This is a genomic window from Pseudarthrobacter sp. P1 (genome assembly GCF_050156935.1).
Classification (GTDB): Bacteria; Actinomycetota; Actinomycetes; order Actinomycetales; family Micrococcaceae; genus Specibacter.
Genome location: NZ_CP189584.1, coordinates 3,890,970 through 3,915,679 on the forward strand (window position 1 = coordinate 3,890,970; position 24,710 = coordinate 3,915,679).

The 24,710-nt window shown below is 70.0% G+C and carries 25 protein-coding genes and 1 tRNA gene; 18 read left to right on the forward strand and 8 right to left on the reverse strand.

Features of this window, described 5'->3' with window-relative positions:
* Positions 1–51 precede the first annotated feature (51 nt).
* The 5 genes from ACQCSX_RS18285 (at position 52) to ACQCSX_RS18305 (ending at position 4,743) form a co-directional block, all read left to right on the forward strand.
* On the forward strand, positions 52–987 hold the full coding sequence (locus tag ACQCSX_RS18285; RefSeq protein WP_427016654.1) for an exopolyphosphatase: 936 nt from the start codon (positions 52–54) through the stop codon (positions 985–987).
* The gene (locus tag ACQCSX_RS18290) at positions 987–2,405 is read left to right on the forward strand and encodes a S8 family peptidase (protein WP_427016655.1); all 1,419 of its coding nucleotides are present in this window, start codon (positions 987–989) and stop codon (positions 2,403–2,405) included. The genes ACQCSX_RS18285 and ACQCSX_RS18290 overlap by 1 nt, the downstream gene beginning before the upstream one ends.
* 72 nt (positions 2,406–2,477) lie before the next feature.
* The gene (locus ACQCSX_RS18295) at positions 2,478–3,905 is read left to right on the forward strand and encodes an NAD(P)/FAD-dependent oxidoreductase (RefSeq protein WP_427016656.1); all 1,428 of its coding nucleotides are present in this window, start codon (positions 2,478–2,480) and stop codon (positions 3,903–3,905) included.
* 152 nt (positions 3,906–4,057) lie between these two features.
* Entirely contained in the window at positions 4,058–4,600 is a 543-nt protein-coding gene (locus ACQCSX_RS18300) for a GNAT family N-acetyltransferase (RefSeq protein WP_427016657.1), read from the forward strand.
* Positions 4,601–4,667: 67 nt separating this feature from the next.
* Positions 4,668–4,743 (forward strand) — tRNA-Leu (locus ACQCSX_RS18305).
* A gap of 16 nt (positions 4,744–4,759) precedes the next feature.
* Here the strand turns inward: ACQCSX_RS18305 and ACQCSX_RS18310 are convergent.
* Positions 4,760–5,629: an SGNH/GDSL hydrolase family protein gene (locus tag ACQCSX_RS18310; protein ID WP_427016658.1), complete on the reverse strand. Its 870-nt coding sequence runs from the start codon at positions 5,627–5,629 to the stop codon at positions 4,760–4,762.
* Positions 5,630–5,770: 141 nt separating this feature from the next.
* Between ACQCSX_RS18310 and ACQCSX_RS18315 the strand changes: the two genes are divergently transcribed.
* Positions 5,771–6,631, forward strand: a complete 861-nt coding sequence (locus ACQCSX_RS18315) for a Bax inhibitor-1/YccA family protein (protein ID WP_427016659.1) — start codon at positions 5,771–5,773, stop codon at positions 6,629–6,631.
* 148 nt (positions 6,632–6,779) lie between these two features.
* On the opposite strand, the gene galK is transcribed toward ACQCSX_RS18315, so the two are convergent.
* Genes galK through ACQCSX_RS18330 form a run of 3 tightly spaced genes read right to left on the reverse strand, consistent with a single transcriptional unit; the run spans position 6,780 to position 9,864 of the window.
* Positions 6,780–7,940, reverse strand: coding sequence for a galactokinase (gene galK, locus ACQCSX_RS18320; RefSeq protein ID WP_427016660.1), 1,161 nt, complete (start codon positions 7,938–7,940; stop codon positions 6,780–6,782).
* A complete protein-coding gene (gene galT / locus ACQCSX_RS18325; protein ID WP_427016661.1) occupies positions 7,937–9,052 on the reverse strand; it encodes a galactose-1-phosphate uridylyltransferase in 1,116 nt (371 codons plus the stop codon). The genes galK and galT overlap by 4 nt, the downstream gene beginning before the upstream one ends.
* The gene (locus ACQCSX_RS18330; RefSeq protein ID WP_427016662.1) at positions 9,049–9,864 is read right to left on the reverse strand and encodes a DeoR/GlpR family DNA-binding transcription regulator; all 816 of its coding nucleotides are present in this window, start codon (positions 9,862–9,864) and stop codon (positions 9,049–9,051) included. Before ACQCSX_RS18330 ends, galT begins: the two co-directional genes overlap by 4 nt.
* Before the next feature lie 213 nt (positions 9,865–10,077).
* Between ACQCSX_RS18330 and ACQCSX_RS18335 the strand changes: the two genes are divergently transcribed.
* From ACQCSX_RS18335 to ilvA, 3 genes are all read left to right on the forward strand, one after another.
* Complete coding sequence (locus ACQCSX_RS18335) at positions 10,078–11,007, forward strand: aldose 1-epimerase family protein (RefSeq protein WP_427016663.1); 930 nt, start codon at positions 10,078–10,080, stop codon at positions 11,005–11,007.
* A 132-nt stretch (positions 11,008–11,139) separates the two neighbouring features.
* A complete protein-coding gene (locus ACQCSX_RS18340) occupies positions 11,140–12,348 on the forward strand; it encodes an AI-2E family transporter (RefSeq protein WP_427016664.1) in 1,209 nt (402 codons plus the stop codon).
* Positions 12,349–13,587: a threonine ammonia-lyase gene (ilvA, locus tag ACQCSX_RS18345; RefSeq protein ID WP_427016665.1), complete on the forward strand. Its 1,239-nt coding sequence runs from the start codon at positions 12,349–12,351 to the stop codon at positions 13,585–13,587.
* A 121-nt stretch (positions 13,588–13,708) separates the two neighbouring features.
* Here the strand turns inward: ilvA and greA are convergent, their stop codons facing one another.
* Positions 13,709–14,203: a transcription elongation factor GreA gene (gene greA / locus ACQCSX_RS18350; RefSeq protein ID WP_427016666.1), complete on the reverse strand. Its 495-nt coding sequence runs from the start codon at positions 14,201–14,203 to the stop codon at positions 13,709–13,711.
* 144 nt (positions 14,204–14,347) lie between these two features.
* Positions 14,348–14,788 carry a DUF4307 domain-containing protein gene (locus ACQCSX_RS18355; RefSeq protein WP_427016667.1) on the reverse strand — a complete coding sequence of 147 codons (441 nt, stop codon included), beginning with the start codon at positions 14,786–14,788 and terminating at the stop codon, positions 14,348–14,350.
* Positions 14,789–14,927: 139 nt separating this feature from the next.
* Here ACQCSX_RS18355 and mca point away from each other — a divergent pair, with 139 nt between their 5' ends.
* The 4 genes from mca (at position 14,928) to ACQCSX_RS18375 (ending at position 19,104) form a co-directional block, all read left to right on the forward strand.
* Positions 14,928–15,836 (forward strand): mycothiol conjugate amidase Mca, encoded by a 909-nt coding sequence (mca, locus tag ACQCSX_RS18360; protein ID WP_427016668.1) that lies wholly within the window; start codon positions 14,928–14,930, stop codon positions 15,834–15,836.
* An 88-nt stretch (positions 15,837–15,924) separates the two neighbouring features.
* On the forward strand, positions 15,925–16,245 hold the full coding sequence (locus ACQCSX_RS18365; protein WP_427016669.1) for a hypothetical protein: 321 nt from the start codon (positions 15,925–15,927) through the stop codon (positions 16,243–16,245).
* Positions 16,217–18,400, forward strand: a complete 2,184-nt coding sequence (locus ACQCSX_RS18370) for a thioredoxin domain-containing protein (RefSeq protein ID WP_427016670.1) — start codon at positions 16,217–16,219, stop codon at positions 18,398–18,400. The genes ACQCSX_RS18365 and ACQCSX_RS18370 overlap by 29 nt, the downstream gene beginning before the upstream one ends.
* A gap of 92 nt (positions 18,401–18,492) precedes the next feature.
* Positions 18,493–19,104 carry a DUF6919 domain-containing protein gene (locus ACQCSX_RS18375; RefSeq protein WP_427016671.1) on the forward strand — a complete coding sequence of 204 codons (612 nt, stop codon included), beginning with the start codon at positions 18,493–18,495 and terminating at the stop codon, positions 19,102–19,104.
* On the opposite strand, the gene trhA is transcribed toward ACQCSX_RS18375, so the two are convergent.
* Positions 19,101–19,760 carry a PAQR family membrane homeostasis protein TrhA gene (gene trhA / locus ACQCSX_RS18380; protein WP_427016672.1) on the reverse strand — a complete coding sequence of 220 codons (660 nt, stop codon included), beginning with the start codon at positions 19,758–19,760 and terminating at the stop codon, positions 19,101–19,103. The two genes, ACQCSX_RS18375 and trhA, sit on opposite strands and share 4 nt — an antisense overlap.
* Positions 19,761–19,842: 82 nt before the next feature.
* Here trhA and ACQCSX_RS18385 point away from each other — a divergent pair, with 82 nt between their 5' ends.
* The 3 genes from ACQCSX_RS18385 (at position 19,843) to ACQCSX_RS18395 (ending at position 22,860) form a co-directional block, all read left to right on the forward strand.
* A complete protein-coding gene (locus ACQCSX_RS18385) occupies positions 19,843–20,625 on the forward strand; it encodes an isoprenyl transferase (protein ID WP_427016673.1) in 783 nt (260 codons plus the stop codon).
* Between the two features lie 9 nt (positions 20,626–20,634).
* Positions 20,635–21,279 (forward strand): YoaK family protein, encoded by a 645-nt coding sequence (locus ACQCSX_RS18390; protein ID WP_427016674.1) that lies wholly within the window; start codon positions 20,635–20,637, stop codon positions 21,277–21,279.
* Between the two features lie 249 nt (positions 21,280–21,528).
* Positions 21,529–22,860, forward strand: coding sequence for a PhoH family protein (locus ACQCSX_RS18395; protein WP_427016675.1), 1,332 nt, complete (start codon positions 21,529–21,531; stop codon positions 22,858–22,860).
* Between the two features lie 13 nt (positions 22,861–22,873).
* Here the strand turns inward: ACQCSX_RS18395 and ACQCSX_RS18400 are convergent, their stop codons facing one another.
* Positions 22,874–23,623, reverse strand: a complete 750-nt coding sequence (locus ACQCSX_RS18400) for a hypothetical protein (RefSeq protein ID WP_427016676.1) — start codon at positions 23,621–23,623, stop codon at positions 22,874–22,876.
* Between the two features lie 58 nt (positions 23,624–23,681).
* Between ACQCSX_RS18400 and ACQCSX_RS18405 the strand changes: the two genes are divergently transcribed.
* Both ACQCSX_RS18405 and ACQCSX_RS18410 read left to right on the forward strand, forming a co-directional pair.
* Positions 23,682–24,188 (forward strand): prepilin peptidase, encoded by a 507-nt coding sequence (locus tag ACQCSX_RS18405; protein ID WP_427016677.1) that lies wholly within the window; start codon positions 23,682–23,684, stop codon positions 24,186–24,188.
* A gap of 31 nt (positions 24,189–24,219) precedes the next feature.
* A complete protein-coding gene (locus ACQCSX_RS18410) occupies positions 24,220–24,693 on the forward strand; it encodes an NUDIX hydrolase (RefSeq protein ID WP_427016678.1) in 474 nt (157 codons plus the stop codon).
* Positions 24,694–24,710: the final 17 nt, after the last annotated feature.

Consider the following 24,710-nt stretch of genomic DNA (forward strand, 5'->3'; position numbering starts at 1 on the left):
GGCCGCCGGCAGGCCCGACCCTTACCGGGCCCCATTTTTACAAGGAGCACCATGCGCGTTGCAGCCATCGACTGCGGAACCAACTCCATCCGTCTGCTCATTGCCGACCGGCGTGAGGGGCGGTTGGTGGATGTGCACCGTGAAATGCGCGTGGTGCGCCTCGGTGCGGGAGTGGATGCCACGGGCATGCTGGCCCCGGAGGCGCTGGAGCGCACCTTTGCGGCCACGGACGACTATGCGGAGCTGATCCGCCGCCACGGGGCCGAAAAGGTGCGCTTTGTGGCCACCAGCGCCACGCGCGATGCCGGCAACCGGGACGTGTTTGTCGACGGCATCCGGGCCCGGCTGGGCGTGGAGCCGGAGGTGGTCAGCGGCGCCGAGGAGGCCGGACTGTCCTTCGCCGGTGCCGCCAGCGTGCTCCCGGGCATGGACTCCGCGTCCGTGCTGGTGGTGGACCTGGGCGGCGGCAGCACCGAATTTGTGCTCGGCACCGGCGCCGGCGTCACGGCGGCCATCAGCACCGACATGGGCTGCGTACGCTTCACCGAACGGCACCTGCGTTCGGATCCGCCCACCGCGGCTCAGATCGACGCCGCCCGGGCCGAGGTGGATGCCCACCTGGACGCCGTGCTGGGCACCGTCCCGCTGGGCTCCGCGGACCGCGTGGTGGGCGTGGCGGGGTCCATCACCACCATCACGGCCCAGGCGCTGGGACTGGCCGCCTACGATCCCGCACGGATCCACGGCGCCACCCTGGACACCGCGGCAGTGGCCGCGGCCTGCACCGAGTTGCTGTCAATGAGCCGCGCCGAGCGCGCCGCCCTGGGCTTCATGCACCCGGGCCGCGTGGACGTCATTGGTGCCGGCGCGCTGATCTGGCGCACCGTGCTGGAACGGCTGGGCGAGCTGACCGCCGGCCGTGTGGCCGAGGCCACCGCCAGCGAACACGACATTCTGGATGGCATCGCGCTGGGGATCGAGTCCTGATGCCCGCGCTCCCTAGGCGGCGCCGGTCCGCCGCGGCCGCGCTGCTGGCCCTGCTGCTGGCCGCCGGCACGTTGGCCGGAGCCCTCGGCGGGGCTCCCGCGGCGCACGCCGACGACATCCGCAACCGCGAGTACTGGCTGGACGCCTACGGCATCACCAAGGCCTGGCAGGTCTCCAAGGGTGCCGGCGTCACGGTGGCCGTGATCGACAGCGGTGTGGATGCCTCCCACCCGGACCTCGCGGGCGCCGTCGCCGGCGGCACGGACCTTTCCGGTGCCGGCGGCAGCAGCGGGGAGAAGGGCGTCGGCGCCGAGCCGGAGCACGGCACCCTCGTGGCCACGATGCTGGCCGGCCGCGGCCACGGCACGCCGAGCCCCTCGCCCGCGCCGGCCGAGTCCGCGGGTGCCGGGCCCGACGGCGTCGTCGGCGTGGCCCCGGAGGCCCAGCTGCTGTCGGCCTCCGTCTGGCTGGGCAGCCCCAACCCCGGCGGCAAGAGCATCGACGAACAGATCCCCGCCGCGGTGCGCTGGGCCGTGGACAACGGGGCCAAGGTCATCAACATGTCCCTGGGCAGCAGCTCCACCTCCTGGCCGCAGAGCTGGGACGATGCCTTCCTCTACGCCGAGCAAAAGGACGTAGTGATTGTCGCCGCGGCCGGAAACCGCAAGACGGGCAGCGAGCAGGTGGGCGCCCCGGCGACCATCCCGGGCGTGCTGGCCGTGGGCGGGCTGGACGCCGACGGCAACGCCAGCCAGGATTCCTCCAGCCAGGGCATCAGCATCGGCGTCAGCGCCCCGGCCGAGAATCTGGCCGGCGGACTCCCCGGCGGCGGCTATGCGCGCTGGAGCGGCACCAGCGGTGCGGCCCCGATCGTGGCCGGCGTGGCCGCCTTGATCCGCTCGAAGTACCCCGAGATGTCTGCTGCCCAGGTCATCAACCGGATCATCAGCACGGCCAAGCCGGCCGGGGACCCCATCCCGAATGCCATCTACGGCTACGGCAAGCTCGATGCCGAGGCTGCCGTGTCGGCCAACGTCCCCCTGGTCACGGCCAACCCGCTGGGCAGCATGGCCACCTGGATCACCATCCACCGGCGGGGCGGGGCGGAGAGCCCGGCGGCCACCGACGCACCGCACACCAGCGCCCCGGCGGCCGAGGCCCAGCCCACGTTGGCGGACCCCACGGTGCCCGCCGCGCTGGCCGCCGCAGACCTGGACAGCCGGCTCCCGATGGTACTGGTCCTCGGTTTCTTGGCACTGCTGCTGGCCATCGCCGGCGGCGGCGCCATCCACCTGCTGGTGGCGCGCCGGCGGCCCGCTCCGGAGGGCCCGGCCACCGGCATGGTGCCTGCCATACCTGCCACCGGAACGGAGCCGCCGCGCATACACCATCACAAGCATTTGGACCGCGGAAAGTAGCGCTGTTGCGGTCCGGGAGGTCACATGGCGGGCGCTAGTGAATGTTTTCACAAACTCTTGTACGATTAAGCCATGGCACTCACACCCAAGTATCAGGATCGTCCGCGAGTTCTCGTAGTCGGCGGCGGCTACGTCGGCCTCTACGTTGCACTGAAGCTGCAGAAGAAGATCGCGAATTCCGGCGGCATCGTCACTCTCGTTGACCCCCTGCCGTACATGACGTACCAGCCGTTCCTGCCCGAGGTTGCCGGTGGCAACATCGAGGCACGCCACGCCGTCGTCTCGCACCGCAAGCACCTCAAGCACACCGAGCTCATCCAGGGCCGTGTCACCAGCATCGACCACGCCAACCGGACCGCCGTGATTGCCCCGGCCGACGGTGGCGAGAACTTCGAGCTGCCCTACTTCGACGTCGTCATGGCCGCCGGTGCCGTCACCCGCACCTTCCCGATCAAGGGCCTGGCCGAGAACGGCATCGGCCTGAAGACCATCGAAGAGGCCGTTGCGCTGCGCAACCAGGTCCTCTCCCGCATCGAGGCCGCCGCGTCCGAGGCCGACCCGGCCCTGCGCAAGCGCGCCCTGACGTTCGTCGTCGTCGGCGGCGGCTTTGCCGGCATCGAGACCATCACCGAGCTCGAGGACATGGCCCGCGCCGCCGTCAAGTTCAACGGCCGCGTCGACGCCTCCGAACTGCGCTTCGTGCTGGTCGAGGCCATGGGCCGGATCATGCCCGAGGTCACCGAGAAGCAGGCCGAGTGGGTTGTCGAGCACCTGCGCAGCCGCAACATCGAGGTCCTGCTGAACACCTCGCTGGCCAACGCGGAGAACAACCACCTCCAGCTGATCAACATGGCCGACAAGTCCTCCGCCGGCGAGTTCGACGTCGACACCCTCATCTGGTGCGCCGGCGTCATGGCCAACCCGATGGTCCGCTCCACGGACTTCCCGATCGAGGCCCGCGGCCGCGTCCAGACCGGCGCCGACCTGCGCATCACCGGCGAGTTCGGCCCGATCGAGAACGCCTGGGCCGCCGGCGACGTCGCCGCCGTGCCGGACCTCACCGGTGGCCTGCCGGACGGCACCTGCGTGCCCAACGCCCAGCACGCCCTGCGCCAGGCCAAGCGCCTTGCCAAGAACCTGTGGGCCAGCCGCTTCAACAAGCCGCTGGTTGACTACAAGCACGCCAACCTCGGTGCCGTTGCCGGCTTCGGCCAGTGGAAGGGTGTCGCCAAGATCCTGGGCATCCACCTCAAGGGCTGGCCGGCCTGGGTCGCGCACCGCGGCTACCACGGCCTGGCCATGCCCACCGTGGAGCGCAAGTTCCGCGTCCTGATGGACTGGTTCGTGGCGCTGTTCGCCGGCCGCGACACCACCCAGCTGATCGACCTGGACCAGCCGCGCGCCGCCTTCGTGGCCGCAGCCACCCCGGCCCCGAAGCCCGCGGCCGCCCCGGCGCCCGCCGTCGAGGCCAAGGCGTCCGTCTCGGCCGACGCCAAGTAGCACCGCCGCTTCCTCCAAGCGCCCGACGGCGCCCGTCCCCTTTGCCGGGGGCGGGCGCCGTCGTGTTTCGGCCGTGGAACTTTCCGCGCACACCGCTTTTCCGGCCCGCCGCCGGTCTTTCCTGCGGGGGCGCCCGCGCCTACTGTTGTTCCATGATCGTCCGCCATGAGCAGCCCGCAGACCGTCCGCGCATCTTTGAACTGGTGGCCGAGGCCTTCGCCGCCCCGGCCGGCAGCGGCGCGGACGGGGCCGCCGGCGGCGCGGGGGAGCCGGCGGAGGTGGGGCTGCTGGCTCAGCTCTTTGACGGCGCGGACTACCTGCCCGCACTGTCCCTGGTGGCCGAACGCGACGGCCGCGTGGACGGGCACGTCATCTGCACCCGCGGCTGGATCGACGGCTTCCGGGCCGTGGGGCTGGGGCCGCTGGCGGTCAGCCCCGACGCCCAGCGCGAGGGCGTGGGCATCGCGCTGATGGAGGCCGTCATCGCCGGGGCCGAGGCCGAGGGGGAGCCGGCCATCCTGCTGCTGGGCAGCACGGAGTACTATCCGCGGTTTGGCTTTGTGCCGGCGTCCTCGCTGGGCATCCAGGCTCCGGATCTGGCCTGGGGCGAGAACTTCATGGCGCTGCCGCTGGCCTCCTTCCACTCCGGCATCCGCGGCCCCTTCCGCTATGCGGCACCGTTCAACAACCTCTGACGCATTTTCCGCACTATCGTGCCTCTGACGTAGTCTTGACTAGCGATCCGCGCCTTGGGGCCGGCGCGCCCCAGTAGCCCAATGGCAGAGGCACCAGACTTAAAATCTGTTCAGTCAGGGTTCGAGTCCCTGCTGGGGCACCACCGGAAGGGCGGCGGCCTACCCCGCGCTGATGGCGTTCTTCACCGCCGCGGCATAGCCCAGGCTTTGGCCCAGGGCGTTGGGGTGGAGGTTGCCGAAGTACGTTGGGTCGGAACCGAAGTTGATCCACTGGGCCGCCGACGGGTAGCCATGCCCAGCGAAGGTTCCCGTCACATCGATGAACGTGGCACCGTCGGCGTCAGCGGTTCTGGCCAGGACGAGGTTGAGCCGGTCCGTGGCCGTGTTGACGGCGTTGGCTGCCTGCACCAGCGATTCCGGATAGCCCAGGGCGGCCATGGTGGCAGGTTCAAACAGGTGTGGGTAGCCCACCACAATGATCCTGGCGTGCTTGGCCTGCCCCCTGATGGAGTCAAACAACGCGGTGAGCTTGCCGGGCAGCGCCGCCATCGACACTTCCGCGGCCTGGAGCGCACTCTGGCACGCCACAGTGGCCGGATCCGGCAGACAGGCCGCGGTGACCAGGCCCGAGCCGACGTCGTTGCCTCCCACCGTGAGGGTGGCAACGTCAGTTGCCGGGGACATCGAGGGAACCTGCGTGGCCTGGACATCGGCGGTTGTGGCCCCGAAGCAGCCCAGGTTTCCGCGGAGCTGGACGCCCAGAGCGGCGGCGTCCACCGGGGCATACGCCTGCGGACTGCGCCGGCACAGCCCCGCTTCGTTGCCGGCCCCGGACCCTGCGGTAAAGGAGTCCCCCAGCGCGGTGTATTTGACCGAATTGGCCGCAGCGGCAGGCGATTTTCCGTTGCCGCTGGTGCTGGCAGCCGTGGCCGGTGCCGCAACGGCACCGGCCACGAGCCCCATCGATACTGCGGCGACGGCACCAAGGCGGGCCGCGCGTCCCCTCAGGGACCAAGAGTTCGTTGTCATGGGCCCACGGTACAGTGGACGTGTCCCGGCGGATAGGATACGGCGCCACCATTTCCGGCCAGGGAACCAAACGTGGACACTGTTCGTCTACTTGTTAGGGTAAAGAACATCACTTGCCCCCTAATCTGGAGGACTTGCATCATGGCCAACGGTGGAAACCCGGTATTTGCCAACAATAAATATTTCAAGGACCAGCCCGGCCCGCACGGCCAGCTGGCAAACCAGGGGTATTTGGGCGCGGGGACGTCCACCATGGGGTCCCAGGCGCAGCTCTCGTCCCAGCAGCTCCAGGACCTCTACAACGCCCCGTCGGCGGGTCCGGCCCAGACCGGCCGGATGACCTTTGACGATGTCATCATGAAGACGGTTGCCACGCTGGCCCTGGTGCTGGTGGGCGCCGCGGCTGGATGGATCGTGCCGATCCTGACCATTCCGGGCATGATCGTGGGCCTGGTGCTGGGCCTGGTGAACTCCTTCAAGAAGCAGCCGTCCCCGGCCCTGATCCTGGTCTACGCGGCCGCCGAGGGCATGTTCCTGGGCGGGCTGAGCCGGTCGCTGGAATCGGTCTACCCGGGCATCGTGGTGCAGGCCGTGCTGGGCACGCTGTCCGTCTTTGCCGTCACGCTGGTGCTGTTCAAGAGCGGCAAGCTCCGTGCCACCCCGAAGGCCACCAAGTTCTTCATGATCGCCCTGGGCGGCTACGCGGTGTTCTCGCTGATCAACTTCGGCCTGATGGTCTTCAACGTCACCAACAGCCCCTGGGGCGTCAACTCGATGGACATCCCGGGCACCAACATCCCGTTCGGCCTGATCCTGGGCCTGCTGGCCATCGGCCTGGCCGCCTTCTCCCTGGTGATGGACTTCACCTCCATCGCCCAAGGCGTGCAGAACGGCCTGCCGGCCAAGTACTCCTGGACGGCGGCGTTCGGCCTGACCGTGACGCTGGTCTGGCTGTACATCGAGATCATCCGGTTGATCGCGATCCTGCGCGGCAACGACTAGCACGGCCAAACGCACCAGATCAAAAACTGAGGCGCAGCAACTGCACGGAATCCGCGGATTCTCTGCAGTTGCTGCGCCTCAGTTGGTTCCACAACTCGCAGGCTCGTTGCGGGGCCCGCGCAACCGTGGGCCCACTCAGTTGGTTCCGCTACGCGAGGCGGCGGGCGCCGTCGGCGGGGGAGACCGCGAAGATGTCCGGGGCCGTGAATCCGGCGGACGCGAAGGCCGCTGTGACGGCGGCGCGCACGGCTGCCTCGGCCGCGGCCGGGATGAGCGCGATGGCCGAGCCGCCGAAGCCGCCGCCGGTCATCCGGGCGCCCAGGGCGCCGTGGGCCATGGCGGTGTCCACGGCCAGGTCCAGCTCCGGGCAGGAGATCTCGAAGTCGTCCCGCATGGAGGCGTGGCTGGCCAGCAGCAGCGCACCGATGGCGGCGGGGCCGCCGTCGTCGAGCACCGCCACCGTCTGGAGCACACGGGCGTCCTCGGTGACGATGTGCCGCACGCGGCGGAAGGTCTCGGGGTCGAGCAGGCCGGCGGCTTCGGCCAGGTCCTCGTCGTCGACGTCGCGCAGGGCCGCGACCCCCAGCACCTCGGCACCGAGTTCGCAGGAGGCGCGGCGGGCCGCGTAGCCGCCGGTGGCGTGGGCGTGGCTGACCTTGGTGTCGACGACGAGCACCAGCAGGGACGCGGCGGCGAGGTCCAGCGGCACCAGCTTGGCCTCCTGCGTGCGGCAGTCCAGGAACACGGCATGGCCGTCGGTGGCGAGCAGCGAAGCGGACTGGTCAAGGATGCCCGTGGGGGCGCCCACCACCTCGTTCTCGGCGCGCTGGCCCACCAGCACCAGCTCCTCGGCGGAGAGCCCGGCGTCCAGGAGATCGTTGAAGGCGGTGGCCACGGCGCACTCGATGGCGGCGGAGGAGGACAGCCCGGCCCCGGTGGGGACGGTGGAGTCCAGGTACAGGTCGAAGCCGCCCACGGCCACGCCCTGCTGGCGCAGCACCCACACCACGCCCAGCGGGTAGGCGGTCCAGCCGGACATGGCCTCGTGCGAGAGCGTGTCCAGGTCCACGGTGGCCACGCCCTGGTCGCCGTAGCTGGAGAGGAGCCGGGCGGTGCTGTCGCCGCGGAGCCGGATGGCCACATTGGCCGTGCGGTCGATGGCGAAGGGCAGCACAAAGCCCTCGTTGTAGTCGGTGTGCTCGCCGATGAGGTTCACCCGGCCCGGGGCGGTCCAGATACCGTCGGGGGCCGCTCCGAAGTGGTCGGTGAAGGCGGCGGTGAGTTCGGCGGGGGTCAGGGCGGTGCTCATGCGGTGAGGACTTTCTGTGCGGCGGAGGTCCGGCGCAGCACGGCGGCCGTCTGCTCCGGGGTGGTGTCGTTGATAAAGGCGCCCATCGCGGCCTCGGAGCCGGCCAGGAACTTCAGCTTGTCCGCGGCCCGGCGCGGGGAGGTCAGCTGCAGGTGCAGCCGGCCGGCCGGGCGGTAGAAGGCATCCACCGGGGCCTGGTGCCAGGCGGCGATGTACGGGGTGGGGGTGTCGTAGAGGTTGTCCAGCCGGCGCAGCAGGTCCAGGTACATGGTTGCCAGCTCGTCGCGCTCCTCGCCGGTCAGCGCGGCAATGTCCGCCACGTGGCGGTGCGGGGTCAGGTGGATTTCCAGCGGCATGTGCGCGGCAAAGGGCACATAGGCGCTGAAGTTCTCGCCCTCAAGGATCATCCGGTCCCCGCTGCTGCGTTCGGCGTCGAGGATGGACCCGGCCAGCGTGGCGGTTCCGTCGGCGCCGTCGTAGAACGTCCGGGCGGCCTGGGCCATCACCATCGCGCGCGGGGTGATGTACGGGTAGGCGTAGATCTGCCCATGCGGGTGGTGCAGGGTGACGCCGATCTCCTGGCCGCGGTTCTCGAACGGGAACACCTGCTTGATGCCCTCGATGGCACTCAATGCCTCGGTCCGGTGGGCCCAGGCGTCAATGACGGTCCGGGCGCGTTGGTCCGAAAGCGTGGCGAAGGAGCCGGTGTGCTCGGATTCGAAGGCCACCACCTCGCAGCGGCCAAAGGCGGTGCCGTGCGTGCCCCACACCGGGTGTTCGGGTGCCGGTCCGGTGGCCGGACCCAGCGACGGGAAGCGGTTTTCAAAGACGGCGACGTCGTAGTCGGCGCCGGGGATCTCGGAGAGGTTGCCGCCGGTGGTGGGGCACAGCGGGCACTGGTCCGCCGGGGGCAGATAGGTGCGGCTCTGCCGGTGCGCGGCGACGGCCACCCAGTCCCCGGTCAGGGCGTCGAAGCGGATCTGCCCGGTGTCGGCCACCGAGCGCGGCTCCAACGGGCGGGTGTCCGCGGCGCTGTGGTCCTTGGCGGCGCCGTCGTCGAAGTAGATCAATTCACGGCCATCGGCCAGCTTGGTGCTGGTTGCTGTGGTCATCGGGCTTGTCCGCCAATCAGGGTCGGGAGGGGCACCGGGGCCGGGGCCACCACAAGGTGGCTTACCAGCGGCCGGAACAGGGCCAGCGTGGAGGCGTCCACGCCGTCGTCGGTAATGATCGTGTCCACGTCGGCGAGCGGCGCCACGGAGGCCAGCGAGCGGACATTGAACTTGCTGTGGTCCGCCAGCACCACCAGCAGGCTCGTGGCGTGCACAAACGCGCTGTTGGTGTCCGCCTCCTGCAGATTGGGGCTGGTCAGTCCGCGCGCGGCGTCGATGCCGTGCACGCCCATGAAGCAGATGTCAGTGTTCAGCCGCTCGATCGAGGCCCGGGCCACGGGGCCCACCAGCGCCTCCGACGGCGTGCGCTCGCCGCCGGTGACGATCACGGTGGTCCCGGCCTCGCCCTGGTGTTGGTGCAGGACCTCCGCCACCTTCAGGGAGTTGGTCACCACTGTGAGGTTGTCGATCTGGTGCAGCAGCGTGGCCAGATGGTACGTGGTGGTGCCGCCGGTCAGGGCAACTGTCATGCCCGGTTCCAGCAGGACCAGGGCGGCCGCGGCGATGGCGGTCTTGGCCTCGGGCTCGCGGCCGGCGTTGGAGATGAAGCCGGGCTCGACGGCGCTGAGCCGGGCCAGCCGGGTGGCCCCGCCGTGGATCTTGCGCGCCAGCCCGGAGGTGTCCAGGGCCTCGATGTCGCGGCGGACGGTCATTTCGCTGACCCCGAGCGCGGTGGCCAGTTCCGCCACGCGGACGGCCTCATGGTGCTGGAGTTCCCTCAGGATGCGGGACTGGCGCTCGGGTGCCAACATGTCGATCTCCCTCTCTGGCCGGCTCCCGCGGGCGGCGGCGGCCGGCTCCACAGGGTATCAAATTCGAATAGTTTCAAACAAAATATAACAGGAGGGGGGGTGCGGCGCCAGTGTTTGCCCGGGATTGGCCGATGCTGCCGTTCCGGACGGCAGCAATCGTCCGCTGGGCGGACCATGCACGGAGGGGCGGGCCAAAAGTTGTACCGTGGTGGCATGGAAACCGCCTCACCCGCCACCGCCCTGCCCTGCGCCACCGGCGCCCAGTACACCCTGGCCCGCGGCGGTGCCACCGCCACGATCGTCTCCCTGGCCGCCGGCCTGCGCTCGTTTGCCCGCGACGGCGTGGCCCTGACCGAGAGCTATGCGGACCGCGAGATTGCCCCGGGCGCGACGGGCATCACGCTGGCGCCCTTCGCCAACCGGGTGGACGGCGGCCGCTGGCTGCTCCACGGTGCCCCGCAGCAGCTGGACATCACCGAGGTTCCCCGGCACAACGCCATCCACGGCCTGCTGCGCAACGCCCCGTACGCGGCGCTGGAGTCCTCGGAGCACCACGTGCTGCTGGAGGCCGCCATCCACCCGCAGCACGGCTACCCGTTCCTGCTCCGGCACCGCGTGCGCTACACCCTCACGGAGGCGCTGGAACTGGCGGTGGAGCAGACGCTCATCAACGATTCCGCCGAGCCGGCGCCCTTTGTGCTCGGCGCGCACCCCTACCTGCGGCTGGCCGGAGTGCCCACGGCCGAGCTCACCGTCACGATCCCGGCGTCGGCCACGCTCACGGCCAATGACCGGCTGATCCCCACCGGCACGGTGCCCGTCTCCGGCGACACCGACCTGCGCGCCGGGCGCCGGGCGGGCTCGCTGGCGCTGGACAGCTCGTTCACGGCGCTGGCGTACGACGGCGGGCTCGCCACCAGCACGCTCACGGCACCCGACGGGCGCGCCGTGTGGCTCTGGCAGGACGAGAGCGCCCCCTATGTGCACGTCTTCATCACCGACCAGTTCCCCGGGCGGGACTGCGCCGTCGCGGTGGAGCCGATGACCGGCCCGGCCAACGCCTTCAACTCCGGCGAGGGCCTGCGCTGGCTGGCGCCGGGCGAGGCGGCCACCATGCGCTGGGGGATCGGCGCCCGCCTCTGACGCGCCCAGACGCGCCCAGGGGCGCCCCTGGCCCGCCTCTGGGGCACCCCGGGGTACCCCGCGGTGCGGTCCCGTGCGCCCTCATGCTGGACCCGGTTTCAGTATTTTTCCGTGGTGGGGAATCATTGACACATGAAACTCGCCTCTGATCGGAACGCTCCAGCGCCCACCGACGACGGAGCGGACGTGCCCTACGGCCTGCGCGTTGCCGCGGCCTGGGCCTGGCGCCTGGGGCTGGTTCTGCTGGTGGGCGGCGGCATCCTGTGGCTGCTGGGCAAGGTCAGCCTGCTTGTCATCCCCATCATGGTGGCCGCGCTGCTGGCGGGCCTGCTGCGTCCGATGGTGAACTGGCTGGTGCGCCGCGGCCTGCACCGCGGCCTGGCCGTTGCCATCATCGAGCTGGGCGTGCTGGCCGGCGTGGTCGGTGCGCTGTTCCTGGTGGGCCGTCAAATGGTGGCCGGCTTCGGGGACCTGCGCGAGGAGGCGCTGGGCGGTCTGGACCAGGTGCTGCGCTGGCTCTCCGAGGGCCCGCTGCAGCTGAGCGCGGACCAGATCAGCGTCTATGTCAACGACGCCATCGATGCCCTGCAGAAGAACAGCAGCTCCATCCTCAGCAGCGCCCTGACCTTTGGCACCAGCGCCGGCCACTTTGCCGCCGGGCTGCTGCTGACCCTGTTCATCCTGATCTTCTTCCTGCTGGAGGGGGAGCGCATCTGGACCTTCCTGGTCGGCCTGCTGCCGAGGAAGGCACGCCGCGCCGTCGACGGGGCCGGCCACCGCGGCTGGGGCTCCATGGTCAACTACGTGCGCATCCAACTCTTTGTCGCTTGCGTCGATGCCGTCGGCATTGGTGCCGGTGCCGCCATCATCGGCGTCCCGCTGGCCCTGCCGCTGGCCATCCTGGTGCTGCTGGGCTCCTTCATTCCCGTCATCGGTGCCCTGGTCACGGGCGTCGTGGCCGTACTGCTGGCCCTGGTGGCCAACGGCTGGGTCAACGCGCTGATCATGCTGGCCATTGTGCTGGCCGTCCAGCAGGCCGAGAGCCACCTGCTCCAGCCGCTCGTGATGGGCCGGGCCGTGTCCCTGCACCCGGTGGCCGTGATCCTGGCCGTGGCCGCCGGCTCGGGCATCGCGGGCATCCCGGGGGCGCTCTTCGCCGTGCCGCTGCTGGCCGTTGCCAATGCGGCCATCCGCTACATTGCCGCCCGCGGCTGGGAGGAGCCGCTCGACGCCGCCCCCCTGCCGATGGGCCTGCGCCCCACCGGCGCCCCGTCGCCCTCCCCCGAACCTGCCGGTCCTTCCGGATCCGTGCAGCAGTCCAACCAGAAAGAGACCACCTAAGTGAATGCCCTCAGTGAACTCCCCGTAACGCTCCACGACGTCGAGGCAGCCGCGGAGCTGCTGGTGGGCATTACCGCGGTGACCCCCATTGAGAGTTCGCGGGCACTGGGTGCAATCTGCGGGGGCGAGGTCTTCTTCAAGTGCGAAAACCTGCAGCGCGCCGGCTCCTTCAAGGTCCGCGGTGCCTACGTCCGCATGGCCAAGCTGACTGCCGAAGAGCGCGCCCGCGGCGTGGTGGCGGCCTCGGCCGGAAACCACGCCCAGGGTGTTGCCGTCGCGGCCAAGAGTCTGGGCATCAAGGCCCGCATCTACATGCCCCTCGGCGTGGCCCTGCCCAAGCTGGCCGCCACCCGCAGCCACGGCGCCGAGGTGGTGCTGCACGGGCACAATGTGGACGAGTCCCTGGCCGAGGCGCAGCGCTTCGCCGACGAGTCGGGCGCCGTGTTTGTGCACCCTTTCGACAACGTGGACGTGGTGGCCGGGCAGGGCACCGTCGGCCTGGAAATCCTGGACCAGATCCCCAACGTGGACACCGTCCTGATGGGCGTGGGCGGCGGTGGCCTGCTGGCCGGTGTCGCGGTGGCCATCAAGACCCGGGCCAAGGAGCTGGGCCGGGAGATCCGAATCATCGGTGTGCAGGCGGAAAACGCCGCCGCCTACCCGCCCTCGCTGGCCGCCGACGCCCTGGTGCCGCTGAAGAAGGTTTCCACCATGGCCGACGGCATTGCCGTGGGCCGCCCGGGACAGCTGCCGTTCTCCATCATCCGCGAGCTGGTGGACGACGTCGTCACGGTCAGCGAGGATGCCCTGGCCCGCGCCCTGGTGTTCATGCTCGAGCGCGCCAAGCTGGTGGTGGAGCCCGCCGGCGCCGTCGGCGTCGCAGCCCTGATGGAGGGCAAGATCGAGAACCCCGGCACGACGGCGGTGATCCTCTCCGGCGGCAACATCGACCCCATGCTGATGCTCAAGGTGATCCAGCGCGGTCTGGCCGCCGCGGGCCGGTTCATGACCGTGCGGATGATGCTGGACGACCGTCCGGGCTCGCTGGCCACCATCTCGCGGATCATCGCCGAGAACGATGCCAACGTCACGGGCGTGGACCACACCCGCGTGGGCGGCTCCATCTCGATGGGCGACGTCTCCATCACGGTGAACCTGGAGACCAAGGGGCACGAGCACTGCGAGCTGGTGCTCACCGCGCTGCGCGCCGAGGGCTTCCAGCCGATCGTGGTGCACTAGACACAACTGGGGCGCAGCAACTGCTGGAAATCCGCGGATTTCATGCAGTTGCTGCGCCCCAGTTGCTCCCACAACTCGCGAGCTCGTTGAGGGGCCCGCGCAGTTGGGTTGGGCAGTGGTTCTAGCCTGTGTACGGCTTGGCGGAGATGATCTCCACCGGGATCTCGCGGCCGTTGGGGGCCGTGTAGCGCAGGACGTCGCCGGCCTTGTGGCCCTGGATGGCGGCACCCAGCGGGGACTTCTCGGAGAAGACGTCCAGGTCGGTGTCGCCGGCCACCTCGCGGCTGCCGAGCAGGAACGTGGTCTCGTCCCCGGCGATGGTGGCGACCACCAGCATGCCCGGCTCCACGATGCCGTCGTCGGCCGGGGCCTCGCCCACGTGGGCGTCGCGCAGCAGCGCTGTCAGCTGGCGGATGCGGGCCTCGATCTTGCCCTGCTCGTCCTTGGCCGCGTGGTAGCCGCCGTTTTCCTTCAGGTCGCCCTCGGAGCGCGCCTGTTCGATCTTCTTCACGATCTCGGCGCGGCCGGGGCCGGAGAGGTGTTCCAGTTCGATCGTCAGGCGATCGAAGGCTTCCTGGGTGAGCCAGGCAGCGGGGGCGCTGTTCGTGGTAGACACTCGGTTCTCCTTGAGAGGTACTGACAAGCAAAGACCCCGCCGGGGCGGCTGCTGGAGCCTACCAAGCGGGGCGAAGGTATTAGACCAGTGTAAGCAACAACGGCGGTTATCCCAACACTGGGGCGGCGCCGGGGCCGCGCACCGCTACGGCGCCGTGGCCAGCCAGCAGTTGTCGATGACTCCCGTGACGGCGGGGGAGTCGGTGCGGACCATGGCCCGTGCCGCCGTCGTGCGGCCGTTGTTGGTGCCCTCGCCGGTGCCGTTGGGGCCGATGGTGACCACGTCCCAGCCCACCACCGCATAGGCATCGTTCATGGCCTTGACGGCGCAGCGCGCCGTGGCACCGGGGTCCTTGGTGACCTGCAGGTCCACCTCGGTCAGCGTGCCGTCCACCACCGAATAGCCCACCAGTTTGCTGTCGACCGGGGGGGTTCCGCGGCCCAGGGCCAGCCAGGCCACAAAGGCCAGCACCAGCACGGCGCCAACGGCCGCCAGGACGGTTTTTGCTTTCCTGGACAGTGCCCGCTTGGGCGTGCCGTAGCGATTGGCTACGCTGGTAGTTGCTGGGGAATCGGAAGCAGTCACAGAAGTCCACTTTGGTCGTGGTGCGGCGCCGGATGTGCCGCGGTGTTCTTTTGATCCGCACACGGCGGATCCGGACTTCTCCAGTTTATCGTTCATTTTTTGTTGCGGATGTCTTCATCCAGATCGGAAGGTAAGCCCGATGGCCGTCAATGAGGGGCTCCCGGACGGGGGCCTGCGCCTGCTTGCTGTGCACGCCCATCCCGATGATGAGGCGTCCAAGGGTGCCGCCACCATGGCCAGCTATGTGGCGGCCGGCATCGGCGTGATGGTGGCCACCTGCACCGGTGGCGAGCGCGGCGGCATCCAAAACCCCGCGATGGAGGGCGATCCGCACTCCGCCCGCGACATGGGTGGGGCCCGCCGGCTGGAGATGGCCCGCGCCGCCGCGACCCTGGGCATCGAGCACCGCTGGCTCGGCTTCACCGATTCCGGCCTGCCGGAGGGAGACCCGCTGCCGCCGCTGCCGGCCGGCTGCTTTGCGCTGACGCCGCTGGAGATTGCCGCGGAGCCGCTGGTGCGCCTGGTGCGCCGCTACAAACCGCAGGTGATCGTCTCCTACGACGAGAACGGCGGCTATCCGCACCCCGACCACATCATGGCCCACAAGGTGGCGGTGGAGGCCTTCAACGCCGCGGGGGATCCGGAAAGGTACCCGGGCACCGGGGAGCCGTGGGCGCCGTCGAAGCTCTACTATGACCTTGCCTTCAACCCGCAGCGCTTCCGGGCCCTGCACTTTGCACTCGAGGCCGCGGGCATCCAGTCGCCCTATGCGGAGCGGTTGGCGGCGTGGCTGGAGCACGACGCCGACGGCAACATCCCGCCCATCAGTGGCCATCCGACCACCACGCAGGTGGATTGCGGGGACTACTTCGAACACCGCGAGGCAGCGCTGCGCGCCCATGCCACCCAGGTGGACCCGGAGGGCTTCTTCTTCGCCGTCTCCGCCGAGCTGCAGCGCACGGTGTGGCCCTGGGAGGACTACTCGCTGATCGAGTCCCGGGTGGAGACCGCCATGCCCGAACACGACCTCTTCGCTGGCCTACGATAGATAGTGGTGTGCCCGGATCCGTTCCGGGCACCCCGCAGCGCCTGCCAAGAGGGAATTTCCTGCCACGGGGATAAACGAAAGATTGACTGTGCATTCAACGATTTTGCAGTTCGCCACCGCCACGCCGTCGGATGACGGCACGCTGCGCCCCGGGCTGGATCCGGACCAGGTGAGCCCGGGATTCCTGGGCTTCATCATCACCTTCTCCATCGTGGTCGTCATGTTTTTCCTGATCCGCGACATGGTCAAGCGCATCCGCCGCGTGCGGTACCGCGAGCAGGTCCAGGTGGGCGGCAGCCACGGCCCGGACGCCGAGGACCTTGACGAGGCCACGGGCAACCCGCCGAACGACGACGGCGCCAACGGTGCCGGTGCGGGCGATGGAACCGGACCCGCAAAGCGCGGCTGAGCGCGGTAACCTGCTGGCCGGCGAGCCGTCGGCCTATCTGCGCCAGCATGCGCACAATCCCGTGCACTGGCGCCCGTTTTCCGCCGCCGCCTTTGCGGCCGCGGCGCAGCGCGACGTCCCGGTGTTCCTGTCGATTGGCTATGCGGCCTGCCACTGGTGCCACGTCATGGCGCACGAGTCCTTTGAGGACGGCTCCGTCGCCGAGTACCTGAACGCGCATTTCGTCGCGGTGAAGGTGGACCGCGAGGAACGCCCCGATGTGGACGCCGTCTACATGGCCGCCACCCAGGCCATCAGTGGCCAGGGTGGCTGGCCGATGAGCGTCTTCCTGGCCCCCGACGGCCGGGCCTTCCACGCCGGCACCTACTTCCCGCCGTCGCCGCAGCCCGGGCGGCCCTCCTTCCGCCAGGTGCTCGAGGCCGTGGTGGAGGCCTGGACACAGCGCCGGGACCAGGTGGAGGAGAGCGCCGGCGCCCTGGCCGGGATGCTGGGGAGTGCCGCGGCGGCTCCGGTGGTGACGGTGGCCGCCGGCGGGTTTCCCGTCGACGCCGGCGTGCTGGCCGGCGCCGTGGTTGGCCTGGCCACCGCCGAGGACCCGCACCACGGCGGTTTTGGCGGCGCCCCCAAGTTCCCGCCGACGCCGGCCCTGGCGTTCCTGCTCCGGCACGCCGCCGGCGCCTGGTCCGGCTCCAGCAGCGGGACCGCCCGCCGGCTGGCCGCCGGCACGCTGTCCGCGATGGCCAACTCCGCCCTCTACGACCAGCTCGGCGGCGGCTTCGCCAGGTATTCGGTCACGGCGGACTGGTCGCTGCCGCACTTTGAAAAGATGCTCTACGACAACGCCGGGCTGCTGCGCGCCTACGCCCATTGGCTCAGGCTCCCCGCGGCGGCGGACTTGGGGCACGCGGACTTCGGGCACGCGGATGCCCGCCGGGTGGTGGCCGGCACGGCGGAATGGCTGCTGGCGGCCCTGCGGCTGGAGGGCGGCGCCTTTGCCTCCTCGCTGGACGCGGACACCGTGGTGGACGGCGAGCACCGCGAGGGCGCCACATATCTGTGGACGGCCGGGGAACTTGAAGCCGTGGCCGCCACGGCCGGGCTTCCCGGCGAGGGCCGCTGGGCCGCCCGGCTGATGAACGTGCCGGCCGCCGGGGCAGCCGTCTTGGCCGACGACGCCGGGGCCGGGGAGGGTGCGCCGCTGCACCCCGGCCGCTCCCTCGATGCCGCCGAGCGCCGCCGCTGGGACGCGCTGGCCCCGGCCCTGCGGGCGCACCGCGCGGCGCGGCCGCAGCCGGCCCGCGACGAGAAGGTGGTGGCCGGCTGGAACGGCATGGCCATCGGCGCCCTGGCCGAGGCCTCCACCATGCTGGAGGATCCCGCCCTGCTGGCGGCCGCCGTCGCCGCCGCGGATTATCTGTGGCGGGTCCATTGGGACGGCACGGTGCTGCGCCGGGTCTCGCACGATGGTGCGGCCCGCGGCATCGCCGGCCTGCTGGAGGACTATGCCTGCTGCGCCGAGGGTTTCCTGGCGCTCTATTCGGCGACGGCGGACGGGCGCTGGTATGCCCGGGCCGAAATCCTGCTGGACGCCGCCGATGCCAGGTTTGCGGCCGGCGGCGTGCTCCGCTCGGCCCCGGACGAGGCCGGTCCGCTGCACAACGCGGCGGGCGGAGCACTGGAGGCGGACCCCTTTGACGACGCCACCGCCAGCGCCGCCTCGGTCTTTGCCCAGGCCCTGGTGTCGTACGCGGCGTACAGCGGCTCCACCCGGCACCGGGCGATGGCCGAGGGCATCGTCTCCGGGGTGCCGGCGCTGGCCCGCCGCGCCCCGCGCGTGGCCGGCGGCGCGCTGTCCGTGGCCGAGGCCCTGCTGGCCGGCCCGCTCGAGGTGGCAGTGCTGGGCCCGGACACGCCCACCACCCGGGCCCTGGTCCGCGCAGCTGCGTTGTCGCCGTCGCCCGGGCTGGTCCTGGCCGTCGGCTGGACGGACTCCGGGGCAGCTGACGAGGCTGCCGCGCCACCGCTGCTGGCGGGCCGGGGTCCCGCGCCCGACGGCGGTCCGCTCGCCTACGTCTGCCGGGGCATGGTGTGCCGGCGCCCCGTGGGAACCGTGGCGGACTTGCTGGCGGAGCTGAAGGCCGGACCTGCCGACTAGGACCGCCTCAGCGTTCGCGGCCCCGTGGTGGATGTGTACTGCCGTGTCGCTGCTGCTGTGGCCTGCCCGTGGCGGGGCGGTAGCATCCGGGGATGAAGGAAACCACAACTGACCGCGACGCCCATGGCCGGCTCCTGGCTGACCGCGGAGTCTGGCGCCAGGCCACCACCATCGAGGCTGCCGGGGAACTGACAGCACGGTGGCTTGAGGGACAGAGCCACTACCAGCCCGGTACATTCGCTGCGTCCTTTGATGAGGAAACCGGGCCCATTGCCGCGGAGCTGGCAGCGATCAACCGGAACGGGTTTTTCACCAAGGAATCCCAACCGGGCCTGCGGACCGATGCTGGAACGGCGCAGCGCGGGTACGTCACCGGCTATTGCAGCGCAGCAACGGCGTCCCGCCTGCTGGAACTCTCAACCCGTGGCGAGCTCGTCACGGTGGGCCACGCGCCGGGCGAGACGAACAGGTCCTCCATCCCCGTGACGATCCGCGACGGCGAAGTGGCCACTGTCCTCGGTTCCAGTGAGAGTCCCGTTGAAGCCGCCCAATTCCAGGACTGGTCGGACGAAACGAACGAAACGCTGGCCCTGGCGCTTGCCGATTCCTGGTACGTCGAAATCTTCGACCCGGTGTGGGGCAGGAAGGACCAGCTCCTGCCGGCCGTCCTCGAAGCGCTGAAGCATTCCGGCACAGTCGGCTAGGACGGGCGCTGGTGCAGGACAGCTATCACGATGGCGGCATAGTGCGCGGCGAAGCCGGCAAGGGTGAAGGCATGGAAGAGCTCGTGGAAGCCGAAGTGCGCCCGGCTGAAGTTGGGCCGTTTGATGCCGTAGATGAGGGCCCCGGCAATGTACAACACGCCGCCCAGGACGATGAGCACCGTGGCCGGGACGCTGGCGGCCCAGAACTGCGGCAGGAAGAACAACGCCGCCAGGCCCAGCAGCACGTAGACCGGGACATAGAGCCAGCGCGGTGCCGCCACCCAGAGGACCCGGAAGGCGATGCCGGCCACGGCCCCGCACCAGATCAGCCAGAGCAGCAGCTCCGCCGTCGGGGTGGGCAGCAGCATCGCCGACAACGGGGTATAGGAGCCGGCGATGACCAGCATGATGTTGGCATGGTCGGCGCGCTTGAGCAGCATCTTGGTGCGTGGGGCCCAGTTGCCGCGGTGGTACAGCGCGCTGGTGCCGAACAGCAGCACACCGGTGGCGGCATAGATGGCCGAGGACACCTTGCCCGTGGTGGTGGGGGCGAGCAGGACCAGCAGCACGCCGCCCAGCAGGGCAAGCGGCGTGGCTCCGGCGTGCAGCCATCCCCGCCAGCTGGGCTTGGCCTCGGGCTGCGCGGTGGCACTCATAGAGGCATCCTAGCGGGTAACGTAGAGCGGGTAGACACAGTGTGGCCGTTCGGCCCTGACCCATGGAAGCCGGGTGACCGTGATGGCGCTTTCCTCTTCGCCCGTGAAGCTGCCCGGACTCCTGTATGGCTATTACGAGCGCCGGCTGGCCCGCGCCCTGGAGCATGACAAGGTCCCCAACCACATCGGGGTCATGGTGGACGGCAACCGCCGCTGGGCCAGGCAGTTCAACGCCCCCACCCGGCAGGGCCACCAGGCAGGCGCGGACAAGATCCTCGAGTTCCTGGGCTGGTGCCAGGAGCTGGGCATCAAGGTGGTCACGCTCTACATGCTCTCCACGGACAATATGGGCCGCTCCAGCGAGGAACTGGACGAGCTCATGGCCATCATCGCCCACACGCTGGACGTGCTGGACGCCGACGCCGACATCAGCGTCCACGCCATGGGGGCCCCGGAGCTGCTGCCGGACTACCTGGCCCACCGCCTCTCCACCCTGACGGCCCGCGTCCCGGCCCAGGAGCGCATCCATGTCAACCTGGCCATCGGCTACGGTGGGCGCCGGGAGATTGTCGACGCCGTCTCCGAGCTGCTGCTTGAGGCCGACGCCCAGGGCCGCACGATGGCCGAGGTGGCCGGCACCCTGACCGTCGATGACATCTCCCGCTTCCTGTACACCCGCGGCCAGCCGGACCCGGACCTGGTCATCCGCACCTCCGGTGAACAGCGCCTCTCCGGCTTCCTGATGTGGCAGAGCGCCTACAGCGAGTTCTACTTCTGCGAGGCCCTCTGGCCGGCCTTCCGCAAGATCGATTTCCTGCGCGCGCTGCGCGACTTTGCCGGCCGCAGCCGCCGGTTCGGCACGTAGAAACAGCCGGTGCGACACCATCCCCGCCGCGAAATAGCCCTTGCCTGTGGACTGGCCGCGGTGGCGGGCCTGGTCGATGCCGTTGGCTTCATACATCTGGGCGGTTTTTTCGTCTCCTTCATGAGCGGCAACTCGACCCGTGCCGGTGCCCAGCTGGCGCAAGGGTCCGTCCACGGTTTCGTCCTGGCCTTTGGGCTCGTTGCCGCCTTCCTGGCCGGGGTCCTCTGCGCGTCGCTGCTGCGCAGGCGGGTGCCGCGGCTCAAGCGCATGGCCGTCCTGTCCCTGGTGGCGATCGTCCTGGTGCTCGCCGTGGTGATGTTCGACGCCGGGCTGTGGGTGCCGCTCGTTCCGCCCATGATGGCTTTTGCCATGGGCGCGGAGAACGTGGTCTTTGAACGCGGCGGCGAAGTCAGCATTGGGCTCACGTACATGACGGGGACTTTGGTCAAGCTGGGGCAGGGGCTCGCCGCGGCCCTCGCCGGCGGGGAAAAGTGGGGATGGCTCCGCTACTTTCTGCTCTGGGCGGCCCTGTCGGCCGGCAGCGTGATGGGCGGTTTTGGCTACCACCTGCTTGGCCTTGACGCCCTCTGGGTGGCGGTTGCGGGGGTTGGGCTGGCGATGCTGGTGCAGCATCGGATCGCCGCCACGGACTGAGGCCTGGGGCGGCGGCGGTGCGCCGCCGAGTCTTCACTCGGCGTTAACCGACACGCCAGGCGTGGATGGCGGCACGGTGAAATCCACAGGCGTAGCGTGGGCAGTATCGGAGGGCACCAAGCCTTCCGGTCGGGAGGCCAGCTTTGACGCACAGACCGTGCACCAGGGAGCGGGGGCCGCGCGCGGCCTCCGGGCCGCCCGTCCCCACCCTATTGATGCCGGGTGCGAGCACCCGGGGCTGGAGTCGATGTGGCAAAGAATCTCAAGACCGGCGGATCCGCGGCAGCCAACACCACGCGCAGCTACGTGGTGGACACCTCGGTGCTGCTCTCCGATCCGCGGGCCATTCTGCACTTCGCCGAACACGAGGTGATTGTGCCGGTGGTGGTCATCACCGAGCTCGAGGGCAAGCGCCACGATCCTGAACTGGGCTACTTCGCCCGCAAGGCCCTGCGCCTGCTGGACGATCTGCGGGTGGAGCACGGTGGCCTCGACCACCCCATCCCGCTCGGGACCGACGGCGGAACCCTGACGGTGGAATTGAACCACGTGTCATCGGACGTGCTGCCGGCGGGGTTCCGCGACGGCGGCAACGACAGCCGCATCCTGGCCGTGGCCAAGAACCTGGCCAACGAGGGCCGCAACGTCACGGTGGTCTCCAAGGACCTGCCGATGCGCGTGAAGGCCTCCGCGATGGGCCTGGCCGCGGACGAGTACCGCAACGAACTGGTCAAGGATTCCGGCTGGACCGGAGTGGCCGAGGTCGATGTCACCGAAGAGGAGATCCAGGGCCTCTACAACCACGAGCCGGTGTTCGTCCCGGCCGCCGCCGAACTGCCCACCAACACCGGTCTGGTGCTCCTCTCCAACCGGGGCTCCGCCCTGGGCCGGGTGGGGGCCGACAAGTCGGTGCGCCTGGTCAAGGGGGACAGGGAGATCTTTGGCCTGCACGGCCGATCGGCCGAACAGCGCCTGGCCCTGGACCTGCTGATGGACCCCGAGGTGGGCATCGTCTCCCTCGGCGGCCGCGCGGGCACGGGCAAGTCCGCGCTGGCCCTGTGTGCGGGGCTGGAGGCCGTGCTGGAGCGCAACGAGCACCGCAAGGTGGTGGTCTTCCGCCCGCTCTACGCCGTCGGCGGCCAGGAGCTGGGCTACCTGCCCGGCTCCGAGAGCGAAAAGATGAACCCGTGGGCCCAGGCGGTCTTCGACACGCTCGGCGCGCTGGTCTCGCAGGCCGTGATCGAGGAGGTCATGGACCGGGGCATGCTGGAGGTCCTGCCGCTGACCCACATCCGCGGCCGCTCGCTGCACGATTCCTTCGTGATCGTGGACGAGGCCCAGTCGCTGGAGAAGAACGTGCTGCTGACGGTGATGAGCCGGATCGGGCAGAACTCCAAGATCGTGCTGACCCACGACGTCGCCCAGCGCGACAACCTGCGCGTGGGCCGTCACGACGGCATTGCCGCCGTCGTCGAAACGCTCAAGGGGCACCCGCTCTTTGGCCACGTGACCCTCACCCGCTCGGAGCGCTCGCCGATCGCGGCCCTGGTCACGGAGCTGCTGGAGGGCGCCGAGATCTAGCACCGGGAGTGCGCTAGGCGTCCGGGCCCACATCCCACGGGATGTGGGCCCGGACGTCCGTCAGGCCAAAGCTGGTCCCCAGGAAGAGGTCGTCGAGCATGTACTCGTCGACGCCGGCGATCACCAGCCAGTGGCCGGCGCCGGCACTGTCCCCGTCCAGGGACTCGCTGGCCACGCAGACGCCCGTGCCGGCGTCGATCCGCACCAACGTGCGCCCGGGATAGAGCAGGGGGTGGCCGGCGCTGGCCGGGCGGTAGGTGGCATTCGGTGTGGCGATGGTTTCCCAGGCCGGGCGCCCCTCGTGCTCCACCACCGTGATGGGACCGGGCTCGGCCACATTGGCGAAGGGGAAGTCCATCGGCACCGGGGCGTTGCCGGCCAGCTCCACCGGATCCAGCAGGGCCGCGAAGCGCGGCGTGCCGAACACCGGGTCCCCGTAGGCGGCCTCGGGGCGGCGCCTGACCAGGCCGTCGCCGTCGTACACCGGCGTCACTAGGTGCGGCGGCAGGTACCAGGGCTTGCGGTTGCCGCTGATGAACAGCCCGTCCCGGGAATCGTTGATCTCGGTGCTGCTCTGCAGCAACGTGCCGTCCAGCAGCTCCACGCGCAGCGCGCCGGGGCGGCGCAGCCAGCAGGCCACCGGCGGCGGGTTCTGGCCGGCATCGGCGGCGGCCGGGCGCCGGTGCAGCCGGAAGCGCAGGCTCTGCCATTTCCACGGCGAGGACCTGCACAAGTTACGCCACTGCGTTGCGGTGGGTTCCATGTCCACACTTTACGCCGCGTTCCCGGGGCCGATCCGATTCTGACGTAGCATCACAGCCATGATCATGCGCATGGGCGAGTTGTGGGGGACCAGCATTCCGGCCTATCTGGCGGTGCTGGCGGCGCTGTGTTTTTTCCTGCCGGTGTCGGTGCGGCTGAGCATCATCGACATCCGGACCCACAGGCTGCCCAACCGGCTGGTCTTCCCCAGCTTTGTGGCGGCCGCCGTCCTGTTGTTGGCGGCGGGGCTGTTCCTGCTCGACGGCTCCACAATGCTGCGCACTGTGCTCGGCTTCGCGGCGATGTTTGGCCTCTATGTGCTCCTGCGGCTGGTCTACCCCGCCGGCATGGGCCTGGGCGATGTGAAGCTGTCGGCCGTGCTGGGGCTGTACCTGGGCTTCGCGGGCTGGCCGGCGGTGCTGGCGGGCACGGTCGGGGCGTTCCTGCTAGGCGGGGTGTGGGGCTTGGTGCTGCTGGCCACCCGGCGGGGCAACGGCGAGACCCAGATCGCTTTCGGCCCCTTCATGATCGCCGCCGCCTGGGGCGCCCTGCTGCTGGTGCCCTGATCCCGTGGAACCAACCGCATAGGCTTGTGCCATGCCTGCACCCGACTTTGTCCTGAACCTCCGCGCCAAGATCGGCCACGACCCGCTCTGGCTGCCCGGGGTGAAGGGCGTCGTGTTCGACGACGCCGGCCGCGTCCTGCTGGGCCAGCGGGCCGACACGGGCGAATGGGCGCTCATCACCGGGATGCTGGAACCGGGGGAGGAGCCCGCCCCCGGGTTGCTGCGGGAAATCTTCGAGGAGACGGCGGTGGTGGCCGAGGTGGAGGGCCTGGTCGCCGTCGACGTCGTCGGCCCGGTGGAGTTCCCGAACGGGGACGTGTGCGATTTCCTGAGCATCGTCTTCCGCTGCCGGTATGTTGGCGGGCAGACCCGGGTGAACGACGACGAATCCCTGGCCGTGGGCTGGTTCGCCCTCGATGCGCTGCCGCCGCTGCGCCCCGGGCACCGCAAGAGCATCGACCAGGCGCTCGCCTTCGAGGGCACCACGCACTTCGCCCGGGCCTGAATGCAACTGTGGCGCAG